This is a genomic window from Pseudomonas marginalis, assembly GCF_900105325.1.
Taxonomy (GTDB): Bacteria; Pseudomonadota; Gammaproteobacteria; order Pseudomonadales; family Pseudomonadaceae; genus Aquipseudomonas; species Aquipseudomonas marginalis.
In genome coordinates this window covers 2,706,712-2,725,251 of the sequence record NZ_FNSU01000003.1, presented here as the reverse complement: position 1 = coordinate 2,725,251, position 18,540 = coordinate 2,706,712, and the positions used below count along the sequence as shown (strand labels likewise).

General features: G+C 61.7%; 13 protein-coding genes and 1 other RNA gene. 9 read left to right on the top strand and 5 right to left on the bottom strand.

The genetic code is table 11. From position 1 onward, the window contains the following. Positions 1 to 31: 31 nt before the first annotated feature. Both xdhB and xdhA read right to left on the bottom strand, forming a co-directional pair. Positions 32 to 2,431, bottom strand: coding sequence for a xanthine dehydrogenase molybdopterin binding subunit (gene xdhB / locus BLW22_RS21755; protein WP_065946885.1), 2,400 nt, complete (start codon positions 2,429 to 2,431; stop codon positions 32 to 34). Beyond that, positions 2,424 to 3,872: a xanthine dehydrogenase small subunit gene (xdhA, locus tag BLW22_RS21750; protein WP_065946884.1), complete on the bottom strand. Its 1,449-nt coding sequence runs from the start codon at positions 3,870 to 3,872 to the stop codon at positions 2,424 to 2,426. Before xdhA ends, xdhB begins: the two co-directional genes overlap by 8 nt. Positions 3,873 to 4,152: 280 nt before the next feature. Here xdhA and BLW22_RS21745 point away from each other — a divergent pair, with 280 nt between their 5' ends. From BLW22_RS21745 to BLW22_RS21710, 8 genes are all read left to right on the top strand, one after another. Continuing rightward, entirely contained in the window at positions 4,153 to 4,812 is a 660-nt protein-coding gene (locus tag BLW22_RS21745) for a GntR family transcriptional regulator (protein WP_027603706.1), read from the top strand. A 2-nt stretch (positions 4,813 to 4,814) separates the two neighbouring features. Beyond that, positions 4,815 to 8,303, top strand: coding sequence for a chromosome segregation protein SMC (smc, locus tag BLW22_RS21740; RefSeq protein WP_065924760.1), 3,489 nt, complete (start codon positions 4,815 to 4,817; stop codon positions 8,301 to 8,303). A 259-nt stretch (positions 8,304 to 8,562) separates the two neighbouring features. Continuing rightward, a complete protein-coding gene (gene zipA, locus BLW22_RS21735; RefSeq protein ID WP_065924759.1) occupies positions 8,563 to 9,426 on the top strand; it encodes a cell division protein ZipA in 864 nt (287 codons plus the stop codon). Between the two features lie 86 nt (positions 9,427 to 9,512). Next, complete coding sequence (gene ligA, locus BLW22_RS21730) at positions 9,513 to 11,879, top strand: NAD-dependent DNA ligase LigA (RefSeq protein ID WP_074847457.1); 2,367 nt, start codon at positions 9,513 to 9,515, stop codon at positions 11,877 to 11,879. Positions 11,880 to 12,012: 133 nt separating this feature from the next. After that, a complete protein-coding gene (locus BLW22_RS21725) occupies positions 12,013 to 13,179 on the top strand; it encodes a zinc-binding metallopeptidase family protein (RefSeq protein ID WP_074847456.1) in 1,167 nt (388 codons plus the stop codon). A 146-nt stretch (positions 13,180 to 13,325) separates the two neighbouring features. Continuing rightward, positions 13,326 to 13,422: signal recognition particle sRNA small type (ffs, locus tag BLW22_RS21720), an RNA gene on the top strand. Between the two features lie 243 nt (positions 13,423 to 13,665). Further along, positions 13,666 to 14,712: an N-acetylmuramidase family protein gene (locus BLW22_RS21715; RefSeq protein ID WP_065940659.1), complete on the top strand. Its 1,047-nt coding sequence runs from the start codon at positions 13,666 to 13,668 to the stop codon at positions 14,710 to 14,712. Between the two features lies 1 nt (position 14,713). Then, positions 14,714 to 15,301, top strand: coding sequence for a hypothetical protein (locus BLW22_RS21710; RefSeq protein WP_074847455.1), 588 nt, complete (start codon positions 14,714 to 14,716; stop codon positions 15,299 to 15,301). Positions 15,302 to 15,357: 56 nt separating this feature from the next. Here BLW22_RS21710 and BLW22_RS21705 read toward each other — a convergent pair whose 3' ends face one another. Next, the gene (locus BLW22_RS21705) at positions 15,358 to 16,260 is read right to left on the bottom strand and encodes a DUF2167 domain-containing protein (protein WP_074847454.1); all 903 of its coding nucleotides are present in this window, start codon (positions 16,258 to 16,260) and stop codon (positions 15,358 to 15,360) included. Between the two features lie 61 nt (positions 16,261 to 16,321). Further along, on the bottom strand, positions 16,322 to 17,185 hold the full coding sequence (locus BLW22_RS21700) for a LysR family transcriptional regulator (protein WP_074847453.1): 864 nt from the start codon (positions 17,183 to 17,185) through the stop codon (positions 16,322 to 16,324). 102 nt (positions 17,186 to 17,287) lie between these two features. Between BLW22_RS21700 and BLW22_RS21695 the strand changes: the two genes are divergently transcribed. Continuing rightward, on the top strand, positions 17,288 to 18,247 hold the full coding sequence (locus BLW22_RS21695) for a DMT family transporter (protein ID WP_074847452.1): 960 nt from the start codon (positions 17,288 to 17,290) through the stop codon (positions 18,245 to 18,247). On the opposite strand, the gene BLW22_RS21690 is transcribed toward BLW22_RS21695, so the two are convergent. Next, the gene (locus tag BLW22_RS21690; RefSeq protein ID WP_074847451.1) at positions 18,161 to 18,532 is read right to left on the bottom strand and encodes a VOC family protein; all 372 of its coding nucleotides are present in this window, start codon (positions 18,530 to 18,532) and stop codon (positions 18,161 to 18,163) included. The genes BLW22_RS21695 and BLW22_RS21690 overlap by 87 nt on opposite strands. Positions 18,533 to 18,540: the final 8 nt, after the last annotated feature.

The window sequence follows — 18,540 nt, the reverse complement described above, 5'->3', positions numbered from 1 at the left end:
TTACTGTTGTCAGTTCGGGCAGCGCCTCGGTCTAGAGCGAAGCCATTTCAGTTTCAGTCTCGACAGCTGTCGCCGTCTGCAACTTGCGCATCTGCTCACACCCCCACAACACCCGCTCCGGTGTCGCCGGCGCATCGATCTTCGGCTGATGGCGATAATCAGCCAGGCTCGCCACCGCATCCTTGATCGCGCACCACGAGGCAATCCCGAGCATGAACGGTGGCTCGCCCACGGCCTTGGAATGGAACACCGTGTCTTCCGGGTTCTTGCGGTTTTCCACCAGCTTCACACGCAAATCCAAAGGCATGTCGGCCACCGCCGGGATCTTGTAGCTGGCCGGGCCGCAGGTCTCTAGCTTGCCCTTGTTGTTCCACACCAGCTCTTCCATGGTCAGCCAGCCCATGCCCTGGATAAAGCCTCCTTCTACCTGGCCGATGTCGATGGCCGGGTTCAGTGAGGCGCCCACATCGTGGAGGATGTCGGTGCGCAGCATCTTGTATTCGCCGGTCAGGGTGTCGACGATCACTTCGCAGCACGCCGCGCCGAAGGCGAAGTAGTAGAACGGGCGACCGCGGGCCTGGCTGCGGTCGTAGAAGATTTTCGGGGTCTTGTAGAAGCCGGTGCTCGACAGCGAGACCTGGGCGAAATACGCCTGCTGGATCAGCGCTTCAAAGCTCAGGATCTGCTCGCGCACGCGCACATGGCCGTTATGAAATTCCACATCCGCTTCGCTCACGTCGTACTTGCGCGCGGCGAATTCCACCAGGCGTTGCTTGATGGTTTCGGCGGCGTTCTGGGCGGCCTTGCCGTTCAGGTCCGCACCGCTGGAGGCAGCAGTCGGCGAGGTGTTGGGCACTTTGTCGGTGTTGGTGGCGGTGATCTGCACGCGGTCGATGTCCACCTGGAACACTTCGGCCACCACTTGCGCGACTTTGGTGTTCAAGCCCTGGCCCATCTCGGTGCCGCCGTGGTTCAGGTGGATGCTGCCGTCGGTGTAGATATGGATCAGCGCGCCCGCCTGGTTCAGGAAGCTCGCCGTGAACGAGATCCCGAATTTCACCGGCGTCAGCGCCAGGCCTTTTTTCAGGATCGGGCTGTGGGCGTTGTACAGGCGGACCGCTTCGCGGCGCTCGGCGTATTGGCTGCTGGCTTCAAGTTCGGCGGTCATCTCTTCGAGCATGTTGTGCTCGACGGTCTGGTAGTAGTGGGTGACGTTGCGCTCGGTCTTGCCGTAGTAATTGGCCTTGCGCACCGCCAACGGGTCCAGCCCCAGATGGCGCGCGATGGCGTCCATCACTTCCTCGATGGCGACCATGCCTTGCGGGCCACCGAAGCCGCGATAGGCGGTGTTGGACGCGGTGTTGGTCTTGCAGCGATGGCCGTTCACCGTGGCATCGCCCAGGTAATACGCGTTGTCGGCGTGGAACATGGCGCGGTCGACGATCGAGTTGGACAGGTCCGGCGAGCAGCCGCAGTTACCGGCCAGCTCCAGGTTGATCCCGTGCAGGCGACCGCTGTCGTCGAAGCCCACGTCGTATTCGATATAGAAGGGGTGGCGCTTGCCGGTCATCAGCATGTCTTCGACGCGCGGCAGGCGCATCTTGGTCGGCTGGCCGGTGAGGCGCGCCACCACCGCGCACAGGCACGCCGGGCTGGCGGCCTGGGTTTCCTTGCCGCCGAAACCGCCGCCCATGCGGCGCATATCGACGACGATCTTGTTCATCGACACATCCAGCACTTCGGCCACCAGCTTCTGCACTTCGGTGGGGTTCTGCGTGGAGCAATAGACGATCATGCCGCCGTCTTCGGTGGGCATTACCGAGGAAATCTGGGTTTCCAGGTAGAAGTGTTCCTGGCCGCCGATATGCAGGGTGCCCTGGAGGCGGTGCTTGGCGGTCGCCAGCGCGCCGGTCGAATCACCCCGTTGGTGGGTGTGGCTGTCGAGCACGAAGTGCTTGTTGCGAAAGGCCTCGACCACATCCAGCACGGGCTCCAGGTCTTCATATTCGATCACGGCCGCCATCGCGGCCTTGCGTGCGGTGTCCAGGTCGCGGGCGGCCACGGCCAAAACCACCTGGCCGACGAACTGCACCGTGTCTATGGCCAGCAAGGGGTCGCCGGGCAGCAGCGGGCCGATGTCTTTCAGGCCCGGCACGTCTTCGTGGGTGATGACGATACGCACACCGTCGAAGGCGTAGCAGGGCGTGGTGTCGATGCGGATGATCCGGGCGTGGGCGCGGTCGGACATGCGTGCATACAGGTGCAGTTGGTTGGGGAATTCCAGGCGGTCATCGATGTACTGCGCTTCACCGGACACGTGCTTGGCGGCGCTGTCATGCTTGACGCTGCGGCCGACCCCGGAGGTCAGGTCCTGGGCAAACAGCGCGGCCAGTTCGGCCTGGGTTTTTTCCACGGCGTGATGGTTAGACATAAGCGGTCACCCGAGTCTCGATGTGCGGCGTTTGCAGTTCGATGAAGTATTTGCGCAGCAGGTTCCGGGCGCTGAGCAGGCGGTATTCCTTGCTGGCGCGGAAGTCCGACAGCGGGGTGAAATCCTCGGCCAGGGCAGCGCAGGCTTTCTCGACGGTGGCGGCGTTCCAGGTGGCACCGACTAACACGGCTTCGCAGTTTTTCGCGCGTTTTGGCGTGGCGGCCATGCCGCCGAACGCGACGCGGGCATCACTGATCACACCGTTGTCGATCTTCAGGTTGAATGCAGCGCAGACGGCGGAAATATCATCGTCCAGGCGCTTGGAAACCTTGTAGGCACGGAACAGCGCGTGGCCCTTGGGTACGATGATTTTCTCGATGAACTCGCTGTCCTGGCGCGCCGTCACACGGTAGTCGATGAAGTAGTCTTCCAGGGCCAACGTACGGCGCGTGTTGCCTTTGCACAGCACGATCTGCGCGCCGAGAGCGATCAACAGCGGCGGCGAATCGCCAATGGGCGAAGCGTTGCCGATATTGCCGCCCAGGGTGCCCTGGTTACGAATTTGCAGGGAAGCGAAGCGGTGCAGCAGGTCGCCGAAATCCGGGTATTCGTGGTGCAGCACGGTGTAGCAGTCGGAGAGGGCAGTGGCGGCGCCGATTTCCAGGCGGTCGTCGAAGTCCTCGATGCGCTTCATCTCTTCAATATTGCCGACATAGATCATCACCGGCAGGGTGCGGTGGAACTGGGTGACTTCCAGCGCCAGGTCGGTACCGCCGGCAAGCAGGCGGGCTTGCGGGTAGGCGTCGTAGAGGTCGGCCAGGTCGGCAACGGTGAGGGGCACCAGGCAGCGTTTGTCGCCGCTGTTGAGTTCACCGGTTTGGGTCGGCGCGATGGCTTTGAGGCGGGCGATGGTCTCGGCCTGGCGGCTGTCGAACTGGTCCGCCGGTTTGTTGCAGCAGGCCTGTTCGGCGGCGGCCAGGATCGGCCGATAGCCGGTGCAGCGGCACAGGTTGCCGGCCAGGGCTTCGTGGGCCTTCTGGCTGTCGGGGGCGTCGCTGTTCTTTTGCAGGGCGAACAACGACATCACAAACCCGGGGGTGCAAAAGCCGCATTGCGAACCGTGGCACTCCACCATGGCCCGTTGCACGCTGTGCAGTTGGCCCTGGTGCTTGAGGTCTTCGACGCTGATCAATTGCTTGCCGTGCAGCGACGATACAAATGTCAGGCAGGAATTGAGGCTGCGATAACGGATCTGCTCAACGCCCTGAGGGTCGGTGTGCAACTCGCCGACCACCACCGTGCACGCACCGCAGTCGCCGCTGGCGCAGCCTTCCTTGGTACCGGGTTTGCCCACATGCTCGCGCAGATAGTTGAGCACGGTCAGGTTGGGGTCCAGGGCGTGCTCGCTACGGAGTTCCTGGTTAAGTAAAAACTGGATCACGGAAGGCCTCGCAGACTCATTATTGTTGTTAACCGCTTTGCGCCGAATCTAGTCATGTCTGACTTTTCGGTCAATGATTTTCTGACTGGGAGGTCAGGAAATTGCGATCGCAACACTTTCAATTATGGTTCAGTCTTCTGAAACCGGCGTTTTTGGGGGCGTGTGGGTGTTCAGCTTTGCTTATTTCATGCCAAATTCGCCACGGTGGGCGTAGCGCCATCAGCGGGCCAATGCGCTACACTGCCGCGCTTGTACCGATAGACGATTTTGAAGGGAAAACATGACGTTCAAGGCGCCGGACAGTCTCGCCGAGCAAATCGCTCACCACCTCGCCGAACGTATCATTCGCGGCGATCTCAAGCCTGGGGAGCGGATCCAGGAACAGAAAGTCACGCTGGCGCTGAATGTCAGCCGTGGCTCCGTGCGTGAAGCTTTACTGATCCTCGAACGCCGCCACCTGATCGCGATCCTGCCGCGCCGTGGCGCCCACGTGACCGAGCTCACGGCGCACAAGGTGCAGAGCCTGTGCACGCTGATGAGCGAGTTGTATATCCTGCTTGGCAATGCGGTCGCCCAGGGCTGGCAGACCCAGGCCGACATGGCGCCGTTCGTCCAGATCCAGCAGCGCCTGGTGAGCAATTTCGAGCGCCAGGACATCCGCGCCTTTGTCGAAGAATGCTTCAATGTGATGCGCGCCGCGTACCCCTTTGCCAACAACCCGTATTTGCAGGAAACCGTCGAAAACCTGCAGCCGGCGATGAACCGTGCCTATTACCTGGCCCTGGATCAGCGCAAGGCGTCCATGAGCGAGTACCTGGCGCTGTTCGAGCAACTGCTCGCCGCCGTACTCGCCCGTGACCTGGAGCAGATCCGCCAGGTGCTGTCGGCCTACTGCCAGCGCAGTAGCTCGCTGGTCATCGCTGCGTTGGCGGACGCCTAAACGTGCGGCTCAAGTGCATCAAACTGGCGGGGTTCAAATCCTTCGTCGACCCGACCACGGTGAACTTCCCCAGTAACATGGCGGCAGTGGTCGGGCCCAATGGCTGCGGCAAGTCGAACATCATCGACGCCGTACGCTGGGTGATGGGCGAGAGCTCGGCAAAAAACCTGCGTGGCGAGTCGATGACCGACGTCATCTTCAACGGCTCCACCAGCCGCAAGCCGGTGAGCCAGGCCAGCATCGAACTGGTGTTCGACAACTCCGACGGCACCCTGGTCGGCGAATACGCGGCCTATGCGGAAATCTCCATCCGCCGCAAGGTCACGCGCGACAGCCAGAACAGTTACTTCCTCAACGGCACCAAGTGCCGACGCCGGGACATTACCGACATCTTCCTCGGTACCGGCCTGGGCCCGCGCAGCTATTCGATCATCGAACAGGGCATGATCTCCAAGCTGATCGAAGCCAAGCCCGAAGACCTGCGCAACTTTATCGAGGAGGCGGCCGGCATCTCCAAGTACAAGGAGCGCCGCCGCGAGACTGAAAACCGTATCCGCCGCACCCATGAAAACCTCGCCCGCCTCACCGACCTGCGCGAAGAGCTGGAGCGCCAGTTGGAGCGCCTGCACCGCCAGGCCCAGGCGGCCGAGAAGTATCAGGAATACAAGGGCGAAGAGCGCCAGCTCAAGGCGCAACTGTCGGCCCTGCGCTGGCAGGCGTTGAACGATCAGGTGGGCCAGCGCGAAGCGATCATCGGCACCCAGGAAATCAGCTTTGAAGCGCTGGTGGCCGAACAGCGCAATGCCGACGCCGCCATCGAGCGCCTGCGCGACGGGCACCATGACCTGTCCGAGCGCTTCAATCTGGTGCAGGGCCGTTTCTATTCGGTGGGCGGTGATATTGCCCGGGTCGAGCAAAGCATCCAGCACGGCCAGCAGCGCCTGCGTCAGTTGCAGGATGATCTGAAGGAAGCCGAACGCGCGCGCCTGGAGACCGAATCGCACCTGGGCCACGACCGCACCTTGCTGCTGACGTTGGGCGAAGAGCTGGACATGCTCACCCCCGAGCAGGAAATCACCAACGCCGCCGCCGAAGAGGCCGCCGCTGCGCTGGAAGAATCCGAAACCACCATGCACGGCTGGCAGGAGCAGTGGGACGCCTTCAACCTGCAATCCGCCGAACCGCGGCGCCAGGCCGAGGTGCAGCAGTCGCGCATCCAGCAACTGGAAACCAGCATGGAGCGCCTGGCCGAGCGCCAGCGTCGCCTGCAGGAAGAGCGCGTGCTGCTTGCCGCTGACCCGGAAGACGCGGCGATCATGGAGCTCAGCGAGCAACTGGCCGAAAGCGAAATGACGCTGGAGGAGCTGGAAGCCAGCGAAGAACAACAAGTGGAGCGCCTGGAGCAATTGCGTCAGCAACTGCAACAGGCGACCCAGGCCCAGCAGCAGGCCCAGGGCGATTTGCAGCGGCTCAATGGCCGGCTGGCGTCCCTTGAAGCCTTGCAGCAAGCGGCGTTGGACCCAGGCACCGGCACCGCCGAATGGCTGCGTGATCAGCACCTGGCCGAGCGTCCGCGCTTGGCCGAAGGCTTGAAAGTTGAAGCCGGTTGGGAGCTGGCCGTAGAGACCGTTTTAGGCGCCGACCTGCAAGCCGTGCTGGTGGATGATTTCGGCGGCTTCGACCTGGCCGGTTTTGCCCAGGGTGATCTGCGTCTGCTCAGCCCCGCCGCTGATGGCACGCGAGTGCCGGGCAGCCTGCTGGATAAGGTCGAGGCGGCGATTGACCTGTCGCCGTGGCTGGGCCAGGTCAGGCCGGTGGATTCCCTGGAGCAGGCCCTGGCCCGGCGTGGTCAACTGGCTGGCGGCGAAAGCCTGATCAGCCGCGACGGTTACTGGGTCGGCCGCCACTTCCTGCGGGTGCGCCGTGCCAGTGAAGCGGAAAGCGGCGTTCTGGCCCGTGGCCAGGAAATCGTCAACTTGATCGCCGAGCGTGAAGAGCGCGAAGCTACCTTGGAAAGCCTCGAAACCGAACTGCAAACCCTGCGCGCCACCCAGCGCCAGCAAGAGACCGGCCGCGAACACCTGCGCCGCCTGTTGCAGGACGAAGCGCGCCAGCAAGGCGAATTGAAAGCGCAGCTCTCCGCGAGCAAAGCCAAGGCCGAGCAACTGACCCTGCGCCGTACCCGTCTCGATGAGGAAGTGGCCGAGATGGGCGAGCAGCGCGCCCTGGAACACGAGCAGATCGGCGAAGCGCGCCTGCAATTGCAGGAAGCCCTCGACAGCATGGCCCTGGACACCGAGCAGCGCGAATTGCTGCTGGCCCAGCGTGACAGCCTGCGCGAGCGCCTTGATCGTGTGCGCCAGGAAGCCCGCCAGCACAAGGACCACGCCCATCAGTTGGCCGTGCGCCTGGGTTCGCTCAAGGCCCAGCACAATTCCACAGCCCAGGCCCTTGAGCGCCTGGAGATGCAGTCCGAACGCCTGACCGAAAAACGCGAGCAACTGAGCCTCAACCTGGAGGAGGGCGAAGCGCCGCTGGAAGAGCTGCGCCTCAAGCTTGAAGAGTTGCTCGACAAGCGCATGACCGTCGACGAAGAACTCAAGACCGCACAGATCGCCCTGGAAGACGCCGACCGCGAATTGCGCGACGCAGAAAAACGCCGGACCCAGGCCGAGCAGCAATCCCAGCTGATTCGCGGCCAGCTCGAGCAACAGCGCATGGAATGGCAAGCCCTGACCGTGCGCCGCAAGGCCCTGCAAGACCAATTGCTCGAAGACGGCTACGACTTGCACGGTGTGCTCAATACCTTGACCGCCCAGGCCAGCGAGAAAGAAGCCGAGGAAGAACTTGAACGGATTGCCGCACGTATCCAGCGACTGGGCGCGATCAACCTCGCGGCCATCGATGAATACCAGCAGCAGTCCGAGCGCAAACGTTATCTGGATGCCCAGGACGCCGACCTGGTGGAAGCCCTGGACACCCTGGAAAACGTAATCCGCAAGATCGACAAGGAAACCCGTAATCGCTTCAAAGATACCTTTGATCAGATTAATGGCGGTTTACAGGCGTTATTCCCGAAAGTTTTCGGTGGTGGCAGCGCTTACTTGGAACTGACGGGCGAAGATCTACTCGATACAGGGGTAACGATCATGGCGCGGCCTCCGGGCAAGAAGAACAGCACCATCCATTTGTTGTCCGGCGGCGAAAAAGCCCTGACCGCATTGGCCCTGGTGTTTGCCATCTTCAAGTTGAACCCGGCGCCGTTCTGCATGCTCGATGAAGTTGATGCACCATTGGATGACGCTAACGTTGGACGCTATGCGCGACTGGTCAAGGAGATGTCCCAGACGGTGCAGTTCATCTATATCACCCACAACAAGATCGCCATGGAAATGGCTGATCAGTTGATGGGGGTGACAATGCATGAACCGGGTTGTTCACGTTTGGTCGCGGTGGATGTCGAAGAAGCGATGGCGATGGTGGAATCCTGAGCTGCGCCATGAGAGAAAGTTTTCCGCGCGATGTCAGGTGATTTACCGGCCGAGTGAAAGTGGCAAATGGACATATTTGTTCAAGGCATTTTGACAGACGGTGTAAAGTTATCTTTGGTCGTGCTAGTTTAATGTCAATTTTTCGTATGCGTGGGCAAAACGTCAGTCAGAACATAGAGTTGGCGCCACGTTTTAAAGCGGTTTGCACGGTGCTAAACCCCTTATTTTTCAGCATTTTTTATTAGAGGCACGGGATTACATGGAAATCGGTCTGCGCGAGTGGCTGATCGTCATCGGCATCATTGTCATTGCCGGTATTCTTTTTGATGGCTGGCGCCGCATGCGCGGTGGCAAGGGCAAGCTCAAATTCCGTCTGGACCGCAACCTGTCCAACTTGCCCGACGACGACGGCAGCGCCGAGCTGCTGGGGCCGCCCCGTGTGCTGGATACCCATAAGGAACCGCAACTGGACGAGCATGACCTGCCGTCGATGAGTGCGCCGCTGCGTGAAGCCCGCGAGCCGTCCTCCAAGCGTGGCAAACGCGCCAGTGCAGCCGCTGCCGAACCGCATCAGGGTGACCTGAACCTCGATGTCGATGAAGGCCCGAGCTTCAGCAGCCGTGATGACGATTTCCCGGATGAAAACGCCGGCAAGAATGCGCCGCGCCAATCGGTCAACGATCAGCCTGCCGCTGAAGAAGTGCTGGTGATCAGCGTGATCTGCCGCGACGCCGCCGGCTTCAAGGGCCCGGCCCTGTTGCAGAACATCCTCGAAAGCGGCCTGCGCTTTGGCGAGATGGATATTTTCCACCGCCACGAAAGCATGGCCGGCAACGGCGAAGTGCTGTTCTCCATGGCCAACGCGGTCAAGCCAGGCACTTTCGACCTGGACGACATCGACCTGTTCAGCACCCCTGCGGTGAGCTTCTTCCTCGGTCTCCCGGGCCCGCGTCACCCGAAGCAAGCGTTCGACGTGATGGTGGCCGCTGCCCGCAAGCTGTCCCAGGAACTCAACGGCGAGCTCAAGGATGACCAACGCAGCGTCCTGACCGCCCAGACCATCGAACACTACCGTCAGCGCATCGTCGAGTTCGAGCGTCGCGCCCTGACACAGAAACGCTGAGGATTGGTTTCCAGCGTTGTCATTAGAATAAGCGCACCAACATTTGAGCAGCTTCGGCTGCTCTTTTGCTTTATGAGAGAACACCCATGACCGCCGCCCACACCCGCATCCTCGAACTGCGCGCTGAACTGGATCAGCACAACTACCGTTACCACGTGCTCGATGAGCCGAGCATTCCGGACGCCGAGTACGACCGGCTGTTCCACGAGCTCAAGGCCCTGGAGGCCGAGCATCCGGACCTGGTGACGCGGGATTCGCCGACGCAGCGGGTCGGCAGTGCGGCGTTGTCAGCCTTTACCCAGGTACGCCATGAGATCCCGATGCTCAGCCTGGGCAACGCGTTTGATGAAACCACCATGCTCGAGTTCGATCGCCGGGTCACCGAGGGTCTTGACCTGCCGGTGGGCGACCTGTTTAGCGGTGGCACAGCGGTGGAATACAGTTGCGAGCCGAAGCTGGATGGCCTCGCGGTCAGCCTGCTTTATCAGGATGGCGAGTTGGTACGCGGCGCCACCCGAGGTGACGGCACCACTGGCGAGGACATCAGCGTCAACGTGCGTACCGTGCGCAATATCCCCTTGAAACTGCATGGCAGCGGCTGGCCGGCGACCCTGGAAGTGCGCGGCGAAGTGTTCATGTCCAAGGCCGGTTTCGAGCGGCTCAACGCCTCGCAACTGGAACTCGGCGGCAAGACCTTCGCCAACCCGCGTAATGCGGCGGCGGGCAGCTTGCGTCAGCTGGATTCGAAGATCACCGCCAGTCGTCCGCTGGAGTTCTGCTGCTACGGCATCGGCCAGGTGACCGGGGATATCAGCGACACCCATATCGGTAACTTGAAGCAACTGCAGAAGTGGGGCATGCCCATCAGCCATGAGCTGAAACTGGCCAAGGGCATCCAGGAGTGCTTGGACTATTACCGCGATATCGGCGAGCGACGTAACAGCCTGCCCTATGAAATCGACGGCGTGGTGTTCAAGGTCAACAGCATCGCCTCCCAGCGTGAACTGGGCTTTCGCGCCCGCGAACCGCGCTGGGCCATCGCGCACAAATTCCCGGCCATGGAAGAACTCACCGAGTTGCTCGACGTGGAGTTCCAGGTCGGCCGCACCGGCGCCGTGACGCCGGTGGCGCGCTTGAAACCGGTCAAGGTCGCGGGCGTCACCGTGTCCAACGCCACCCTGCACAACATGGATGAAGTCGCGCGCCTGGGCTTGATGATCGGCGATACCGTGATTATCCGCCGTGCCGGGGATGTGATCCCGCAGGTTGTCTCCGTGGTCACCGAGCGCCGCCCGGAACACGCCCGTGCGGTGCAGATTCCCGAAAGCTGCCCGGTGTGCGGTTCCCATGTGGAGCGCACGCAACTGGTCAAGCGCAGCAAGGGCAAGGAAACCGTCAGCGAAGGCGCGGTGTACCGCTGCGTCGGGCGCCTGGCCTGTGGTGCCCAGCTCAAGCAGGCGATTATCCATTTCGTCTCGCGCCGGGCCATGGACATCGACGGGCTCGGTGACAAAACCATCGAGCAACTGGTGGATGAAAAACTCATCGGTTCGCCGGCCGACCTCTACAAACTCAAGTACGAGCAGATCATCGACCTGGAAGGCTTTGCCGATATCTCCAGCAAGAAACTGATCACTGCCATCGAAAACAGCAAGACCCCGACCCTGGCGCGCTTTATCTACGCCCTGGGCATTCCCGACGTGGGCGAAGAGACGGCCAAGGTGCTGGCGCGCTCCCTGGCGTCCCTTGAGCGTGTGCAGAAGGCCTTGCCGGAAGTGTTGACGTACCTGCCGGATGTGGGCCTGGAAGTGGCCCATGAGATCCACAGCTTCTTCGAAGACAGCCACAACCAGGAAGTGATCGGCGCGTTGCTGTCGCCTGATGAATGCGGCCTGCAATTGCAGGATCAGGGTGAGCTGAGCGCCGAGTTCGCCGCCAGTACCACCTTGGGCGGCTTCCTCGACAAGCTGCACGTACCCTCCGTCGGCCCCGGCGCCGCGCAGAAACTTGCGGACAAGTTCGGCAGCCTGGAAGGTGTGATCAAGGCGGACTGGCTCGACATGCGCCAGGCGCTGCCGGAGAAGCAGGCCAAGGCTGTGCGCGACTTCTTTGATAACCCGGACAACGCCAGCCGCGCCGTGGCGATTGAGCAGCAGCTCAAGGACTTCGGCATGCATTGGCAGAGCGAGAAGAAGGTGGTCGAAGGCCTGCCCGAGGCAGGGCATACCTGGGTGCTCACCGGCTCCCTGGAGTTGATGAGCCGCGACGTGGCCAAGGACAAGCTCGAAAGCCTCGGCGCCAAGGTGGCCGGCTCCGTGTCGGCCAAGACCCATTGCGTGGTGGCCGGGCCGGGTGCCGGCTCCAAGTTGGCCAAGGCCAGCGAACTGGGGTTGAAGGTGCTGGACGAAGAGGCCTTTGTCGCCTTCCTTGCCAAACACAACATTTCGGTCTGACGCGGCGCCTGTGGTGAGCGGGCTTGTCGAATCGTCGCACCGCCCGCGCCGGGCTGCGAAGCCGCCCTTGAAGAAAGTGGAACGATCCTGAGTCCCAAATGATCTAGTCTCAGTCACCCAGGGAGAGATCGCCATGTTCCGCTACTTCGAGCAACTCAGCTCGCGCATCGCCGCACCGTTCATGGCCGAAACCTCGCGTAACAGCAAGGTGTGGCAGTGCCGGTGCGGGCAAGCGCTGTTCTTTCGCAACAGCCAATGCCTGGCTTGCCAGGCGCTGCTGGGTTATCAGCCGCAGCAAAGCCGCTTGTCCTCCCTGCAGCCGGGGCCTGTGGAGGGCACTTGGCTACAGGACGACAACCTCGATGCCGGCGCCTTCCGCCGCTGTGCCAATCTCGACACCGCGGCGGCCTGCAACTGGCTGATTCCCGCCCACAGCACCGCACCGTTGTGTGTGGCGTGCAGCCTCAACCGCACCATCCCCGACCTGTCGATCCCGGAGAACCCCGAGCGCTGGCGCAAGGTGGAGACCGCCAAGCGTCGGCTGGTGGCACAGTTGATCAGCCTGGGCCTGCAAGTGGTGCCCAAGAGCGTCGACGAGGACAGCGGCCTGGCTTTCGACTTCGTCGGCATCGACCTGGAAGGCAACGCGCCCATGACCGGGCATGCCAACGGCCTGATCACCCTCGACATCAAGGAAGCCGACGACGCCCACCGCGAAAAAATCCGCGTGCAGATGCGCGAACCCTACCGCACCTTGCTGGGCCATTTTCGCCATGAGGTCGGCCACTATTACTGGGATCGCCTGATCGCCAACAGCCACTGGCTGGAGCCTTTTCGCAGCCTGTTCGGCGACGAACGCGCCAGTTATGCCGACGCGCTCGATCAGCACTACCAGAACGGCCCACGCCCCGACTGGCAGCAGACCTGCGTCAGTGCCTACGCCACCATGCACCCCTGGGAAGACTGGGCCGAAACCTGGGCCCACTACCTGCACATGATGGACGCTGTCGACACCGCCCTGGGCTTTGGCATGAGCGCCCGTGAGATGGACCTGGATTACCAGCCATTCCCCCTCACCACCCTCTATGACCCCGAACATCCCGGCGGCGTGGCATTCCTGTCCTTCGTCAACGCCTGGATCGAACTGGCCGGCATGCTCAATGAGCTGTCCCGCGCCATGGGCCAGCCGGACTTCTACCCGTTCGTGCTGCCACCGGCGGTGATTGCCAAGCTGCACTTCATCCACCTGGTGATCCAGGAAGAGGGTGGCCGGGCGGACGAGGTGTTGCAGGCACAATGATGAACCCCTGTGGGAGGGGATGCTGACGGCCGTGGCAAGTGCTTGAACCCCTTCATATTTTTAATCCGTCGCCAACGGTTGTAACTTCCGATGAGATCGGTACAATGGCCCCGCTTGCCGAGAGGCCAGCGTCGTTATGGTGACCCCATCGGTCCCCCCGCAACGATTACCCGTGAACCTGGTCAGAGCCGGAAGGCAGCAGCCACAGCGGGAACATTGTGTGCCGGGGTGTGGCTGGTGGGGTTGCCTCCATAACGCTCTTCCTTGCAGTCCTCCTTCGATTCAAATTCAAATGACCTGTTTTCAGTCAACTGCCGATGTTTTATTGCGCGGTCGATGATGGTTGTTTCACAACTTTCCAACACCCCTCTGGACAACCCCAAACCGCCTTGTTAGTTTCCGCCGGCCACTTGTTACAGAGTATGACGAGGGCGCCGACTTGATATTGAAGTGCTATCACTTCTTTAACTAACAAGGATGTCTGTGATGAAAAGCCTGCAAGGGTTACCCCGTCTTATCAGTGCCTCGGTAGGTGCGCCGGGTAAAGCCCGCAACTTGCCCGCCGATGTGCAGTGCATCCAGTATTTATTCAATCTGATCATTCCCAAGATGGGTTTCCCGCTGGCCGAAAACGGCAAGTGCGATGGCCAGTTGGTACAGTGCATCAGCCAATACCAGTTTCGCCACCTCAAGTATGCCCATCCCGATGGCGTGGTCGACCCCACCGGTCGCACGTTCAATAGCCTGATCGAAGAAGCGGTGAAGGTACCGGTGAAGGCCTTCCCGACGATGCGCATCCCGAGTTTTCTCAATGCATTCGGCAACAATCAGGGCGATGCGGTGCAGGCCACGGTCAATGTGTACCTGGACCGCATGCGCGCGATGATCGAGGCCGAGCGACGTAACCGGCAGTTGATGCTCCAGGCCACGTGCGACGGGGGTATGACCCTCAGCGAAACGGACTTTCAGAATGCCGCCACGCAGTTGGGCAGCGGTATTTCGGTGAATATCATCAAGGCCTTCGCCACCGTGGAATCAGGTGGGCGTTCCGGGTTCGGGCCGGCCAAGTTGCCGGTGATCGCGTTTGAAGGGCACTTGTTTCGCAAGTACACCAAGCACATCTACGACCAGGCGCACCCGCTGCTGTCCTACCCCTACAAGAAAAAGGCCGGGCCGCAGTGGCAGGCCAATAACAAGGACCAGATCAAGGCTTGGGAAACCATGGCCACCGCGTTTGCCCTGGATCAGGAAGCGGCACTCATGTCGGCGTCGTGGGGCATGTTCCAGATCATGGGCTTCAACTATGCGTCGTGCGGTTACAAGACGGTGTTTGAGTTCGCCGCAGCATTAAAGGTAAATGCCGGCAACCAACTAAAAGCCTTCCTCGGTTTTTGCAGCAAGAGCCCGGCATTGATGAAGGCCATGAAAGCCAAGGATTTTACCGGCATGGCACGTAACTATAACGGCGAGGACTACGGCAACTACGACGTCCTTATGCAAAAAGCCTACGAAAAACTTGAAGGGAAAAAATAGGATGATCCGTTTTCTAGCGATAGGTGTGTTGTCGTTGTGCGCCGTGGGCCCTGCCTTGGCCGGTCCGGCCGCGTTGCATTCGGGCAAGTACGAAGGGCTGATGCTGGCGGTGACGCCGGAGCATCAGGTCGAAGGGTTCTATTCGGAAGCCATGGGCGAGGGCGTCACCCGCAGTTGCGCGTTTTATCTGCAAGGCAAGCCTGAGGCGCTCACCACTTGGCTCGATGCGGCTCATCCCGGCAGCCTGGCGCCTTCGTCCGATGGCGTGACCCTGACGGTGGAAGAGGGCCGCCAGCACCCCGGTTGCCTGAATGTACTGATGCCGGAGATTGCCACCGGCCTGGACCTGACCCAGACCGCCAGCAAAAAATGGATCGGCCTGGTGACGGTTTCCGCCGACAAGGCTTACCTGCTGAAAACCCCAGGCGCCAAGGCCGCCAAACGTCCGTATATCGTCAAGCGCGATGTGGTCGGTGTGCTGGCCTTCAAGGACGGCTGGGCCCAGGTCGAGTTCATCAATGCCGACGACCGTTCGTTCAGCGGCTGGATCAGCCAGGATCAATACAGTCGACTGGTCGCGCCCAACTGAGTCATCCCAATCGCCGCAGTGTGCCGGGCACGCTGCGGCGTTTTTGTGCCTGGGGTTCAGGCCTTGTTGCGGTTGAACAGCTTGCGAATCACTGCGAGCAGCGCCACTACGCCGATCACCAGGAACTTCTTCGCAGCCAGCAGGAAGATACCGATCTTGGCAAATAGCCCGGCCTTGGCGGCGATCCCACCGGCAACCAACGCGGCGAGGCCGTAAGTGGCAAGCTTGTCGGTTTTCGGGTTGAAGTCGGTATAGAGGTTGCCGTCGGTGAAGTTGGTAAAGGCCAGCACCTTGGGCAATTCCTGCTGGATGGTGGGCAGGTCGGCCATGGCGGCGACGGCGTTGAGTTCGAGTACGCCTTCACGGCCGAGCACGCGGATGCTGTAGTTGAGGGTGTTCTGGTCGGCGTCGTCGGCCTTCAGTTCGCGGGCCCAGTACATCTTGTGGGTGGTGTCGTCGTAGCGCGGCGGCTCGGCCCAGCCCAGCAGGTGCAGGCCGGCGTAGCCTTGTTTCTGGCGTTCCTTGTTCTCGGCTTCGTCTTCTTCCTGCATTTGCTTGAGCAGGTCGGCGTAGTCGATTTTCGCGGCATCTTCGTCGGAGATGTGCCCGTCGGCCTTGTAGCTGACGATCACGCCCCAGCCGCGTTCCGACAGCGGGCTGACGGCTTTGGGCACGATCATGCCCAGGGTCTTGAAGCCCGGCGGGTTGCCCCAGCCATCGGTCAGCAAGCGCTCGGTATCGGCGGGGTCGAGGTAGTAGAACTCGTCGGTGAGCTTGAGGGTGGCGATGCCGCTGGGCAGGGTGACCGTGCCGGTCTTTTGGTTGAGTGACGCCAGAAAGTGCTCGGCTGTTTCGGCGGGGGCACTGGGTTCAACGGGGGCAGGCGAGGCAGCAGCAACGGCAGGTGCGACAGGCAGGCTCAGAGCAGCCGCCGCCAACAACAGGCGGAAGTAATTCATGGTAGTCCCTTACATTTTGAATTAATTTCGCTGGAGGATAACCGAAACAACATGTTGCGAGTTAGCCAAAAGTCTCCCGCAACAGCTCGGCAAACGCATCCCTGGCCAGATGCCGCTCGGTGTCCTTGTGCCAGAACAACAGGTTATCCACGGCCGCCAGCTCTTCAAATCGATAGGACGCCAGCTGGTTGGCCTGCTCATAGCGGGCCAGGATGCCCTCTGGCGCCAACGCTACGCCAATCCCCGCGCTGACGCAGCCGATGATCGTGCCCCAGCTGGCATAACTGGCGATGGTCGGCTTGAAGTCATGGGGCTTGACCCAGTTTTCCAGGGCGGCGCGATACGGGCAACCGGGTGGCCATACCAGCAGGGTGCGGCCGGCGAGGTCCTCGGCGCCACTGATGGGGGCGCTGGACGCGCTGGCGATCAGCACCAGGCGCTCGCTGTAGACCAAGCTGTGTTCGAGCTTGGTGCGTTTGTTGCCGGCGGCCACCAGCGCCACATCCAGGCGGTGGTGTTGCAGGTCGTCGAGCAACGGGCCCCAGGCGCCGGTCACCAGTTCCAGGCTGACATCGGGGTAGCGCCGGTGATACTCCGCCAGCAGGGGCGGCAAACGCCCGCTGGCGCTGGACTCCACCGCGCCGATACGCAAGGTGCCACGGGGAATGGCATTGGCGTCCACGGCGCGTTTGGACTCATCCACCAGCGCCAGGATGCGCTCGCAGTAATCCAGGAAAATCTCACCGGCGGCACTGATGGCCAGTCCACGCCCGGCCCGGATGAATAGCGGTGTGCCCAACTCGCCTTCCAGCTGCTTGATGCGCGTGGTGATGTTGGACGGCACGCAATGCAGCAGCACGGCCGCCTGGGCCACGCTGCCGGTTTGTGCCACGGCTCGCACCATTTTCAGTTGGGCCAGTTCCATTGCTCAGTTCCAGTGATTGCAGAAGTCAGAAACGGTTAATTGTCGTGCGCCTTGCCCGGGCCAAGACTGACGGCACTCCTTCCCGGTTTCTGGACGCCGTCGATGAATACCCCTTCACCTGTAAAGCTTACGCTAGTCATCGCCAGCGTCATCCTGTGTTGGGCCTATTCGCCGATTGGCGTGCACATCGGGCTGCACAGCTACAGCCCCGGCCAGCTGGCGTTGTTAAGGTTTTTGATTGCGTCGGTGTTCATGGGCGGTGTGGCACTGGTGATGGGCATCGGCCGGCCGCGCCTGCGGGATTTTCCGTGGCTGCTGGTGCTGGGGTTCTTCGGCGTGTTCCTGCACCACACTGCGATCAATTACGGACAGCAATGGGTAACAGCAGCGGCGTCCAGCGTACTGGCGCAGTCAGCGCCGCTGTTCAGTGTGCTGATCGCGTTTTTGTGCCTGAAGGAGCGAGTCAGTGCCTGGCGCTGGGGCTGCGTCTTGCTGGGGCTGCTCGGCGTGCTGGTGGTGATCTGGGGGGATCAGGGGCTGGGTGAGATCGACCCGCGTGGCTTGTTGATCCTGCTGGCGGCGGTGTCGTGGAGCGTGTACTTCGCCCTGCAGAAGCACTATGCCCACCGCTACAGTCCGCTGACCATGGCGTGCTACATGGTGTGGGCGGGCACCCTGATGCTGTGTGTGAACCTGCCGGGCCTGCCGGCTGCAGTGGTGCAGGCGCCGTTGGCGGAGAATGTGGCGGTGCTGGTGCTCGGCATTTTCCCCAGCGCCTTGGCGTATCTGGCCTGGGGGTATGTGTTGAAGCATGTGGAGGTCAGCCGCGCGTCGGTGGCGATGTACCTGATCCCGCCGGTGGCAATGGTGATGGCCGCGACGTTGCTGGGCGAACACATTGCCGTGCAGGTGATGCTGGGCGCTGTGATCGTGCTGGCCAGTGTGGCGGCCATCAGCCTGGAGGGGCGCTGTCGGTCAGTCGTTCAGGCAAAACGCGCGCAAGCGGTGGCCGTCGAGGTCCTGGGCGACAAAGGTGTAGCCGAAATCCAGGGCCGTCGGTGATTGGACAATGAGGGCGCCGCGTTCGACCCACTGGTCGTGCAGCGCGTCCACGGCGGCCGTGTCGGACAGCGAGAAGCCGACTTCACCGCCACCGCCTGTGAGCTGGGCTGCCGGCTCGACGGTATGGCGCGACCACAGTCCGAGCTTTACGCCGTTGTCGAGAATGAACAGGGCAAAGGTCGGGTTCAATTCCACCGGTGGCTTGTCCAGCAGGCGGCTATAGAAATTGGCACTGGTGGCCGGGCTGTCGACGTACAGCAGGAAGTAATGGGCGAGGGTGTTCATGTGGGCTC

Bases quoted from the DNA above. Each gene is read 5' to 3' on its own strand.
- BLW22_RS21715 (WP_065940659.1), top strand. From the start codon at position 13,666: ATGAAAAGCCTGCAAGGGTTACCCCGTCTTATCAGTGCCTCGGTAGGT.
- BLW22_RS21705 (WP_074847454.1), bottom strand. From the start codon at position 16,260: ATGAATTACTTCCGCCTGTTGTTGGCGGCGGCTGCTCTGAGCCTGCCT.
- BLW22_RS21695 (WP_074847452.1), top strand. From the start codon at position 17,288: ATGAATACCCCTTCACCTGTAAAGCTTACGCTAGTCATCGCCAGCGTC.
- xdhB (WP_065946885.1), bottom strand. From the start codon at position 2,431: ATGTCTAACCATCACGCCGTGGAAAAAACCCAGGCCGAACTGGCCGCG.
- BLW22_RS21690 (WP_074847451.1), bottom strand. From the start codon at position 18,532: ATGAACACCCTCGCCCATTACTTCCTGCTGTACGTCGACAGCCCGGCC.
- BLW22_RS21700 (WP_074847453.1), bottom strand. From the start codon at position 17,185: ATGGAACTGGCCCAACTGAAAATGGTGCGAGCCGTGGCACAAACCGGC.
- BLW22_RS21710 (WP_074847455.1), top strand. From the start codon at position 14,714: ATGATCCGTTTTCTAGCGATAGGTGTGTTGTCGTTGTGCGCCGTGGGC.
- zipA (WP_065924759.1), top strand. From the start codon at position 8,563: ATGGAAATCGGTCTGCGCGAGTGGCTGATCGTCATCGGCATCATTGTC.
- ligA (WP_074847457.1), top strand. From the start codon at position 9,513: ATGACCGCCGCCCACACCCGCATCCTCGAACTGCGCGCTGAACTGGAT.
- BLW22_RS21745 (WP_027603706.1), top strand. From the start codon at position 4,153: ATGACGTTCAAGGCGCCGGACAGTCTCGCCGAGCAAATCGCTCACCAC.
- BLW22_RS21725 (WP_074847456.1), top strand. From the start codon at position 12,013: ATGTTCCGCTACTTCGAGCAACTCAGCTCGCGCATCGCCGCACCGTTC.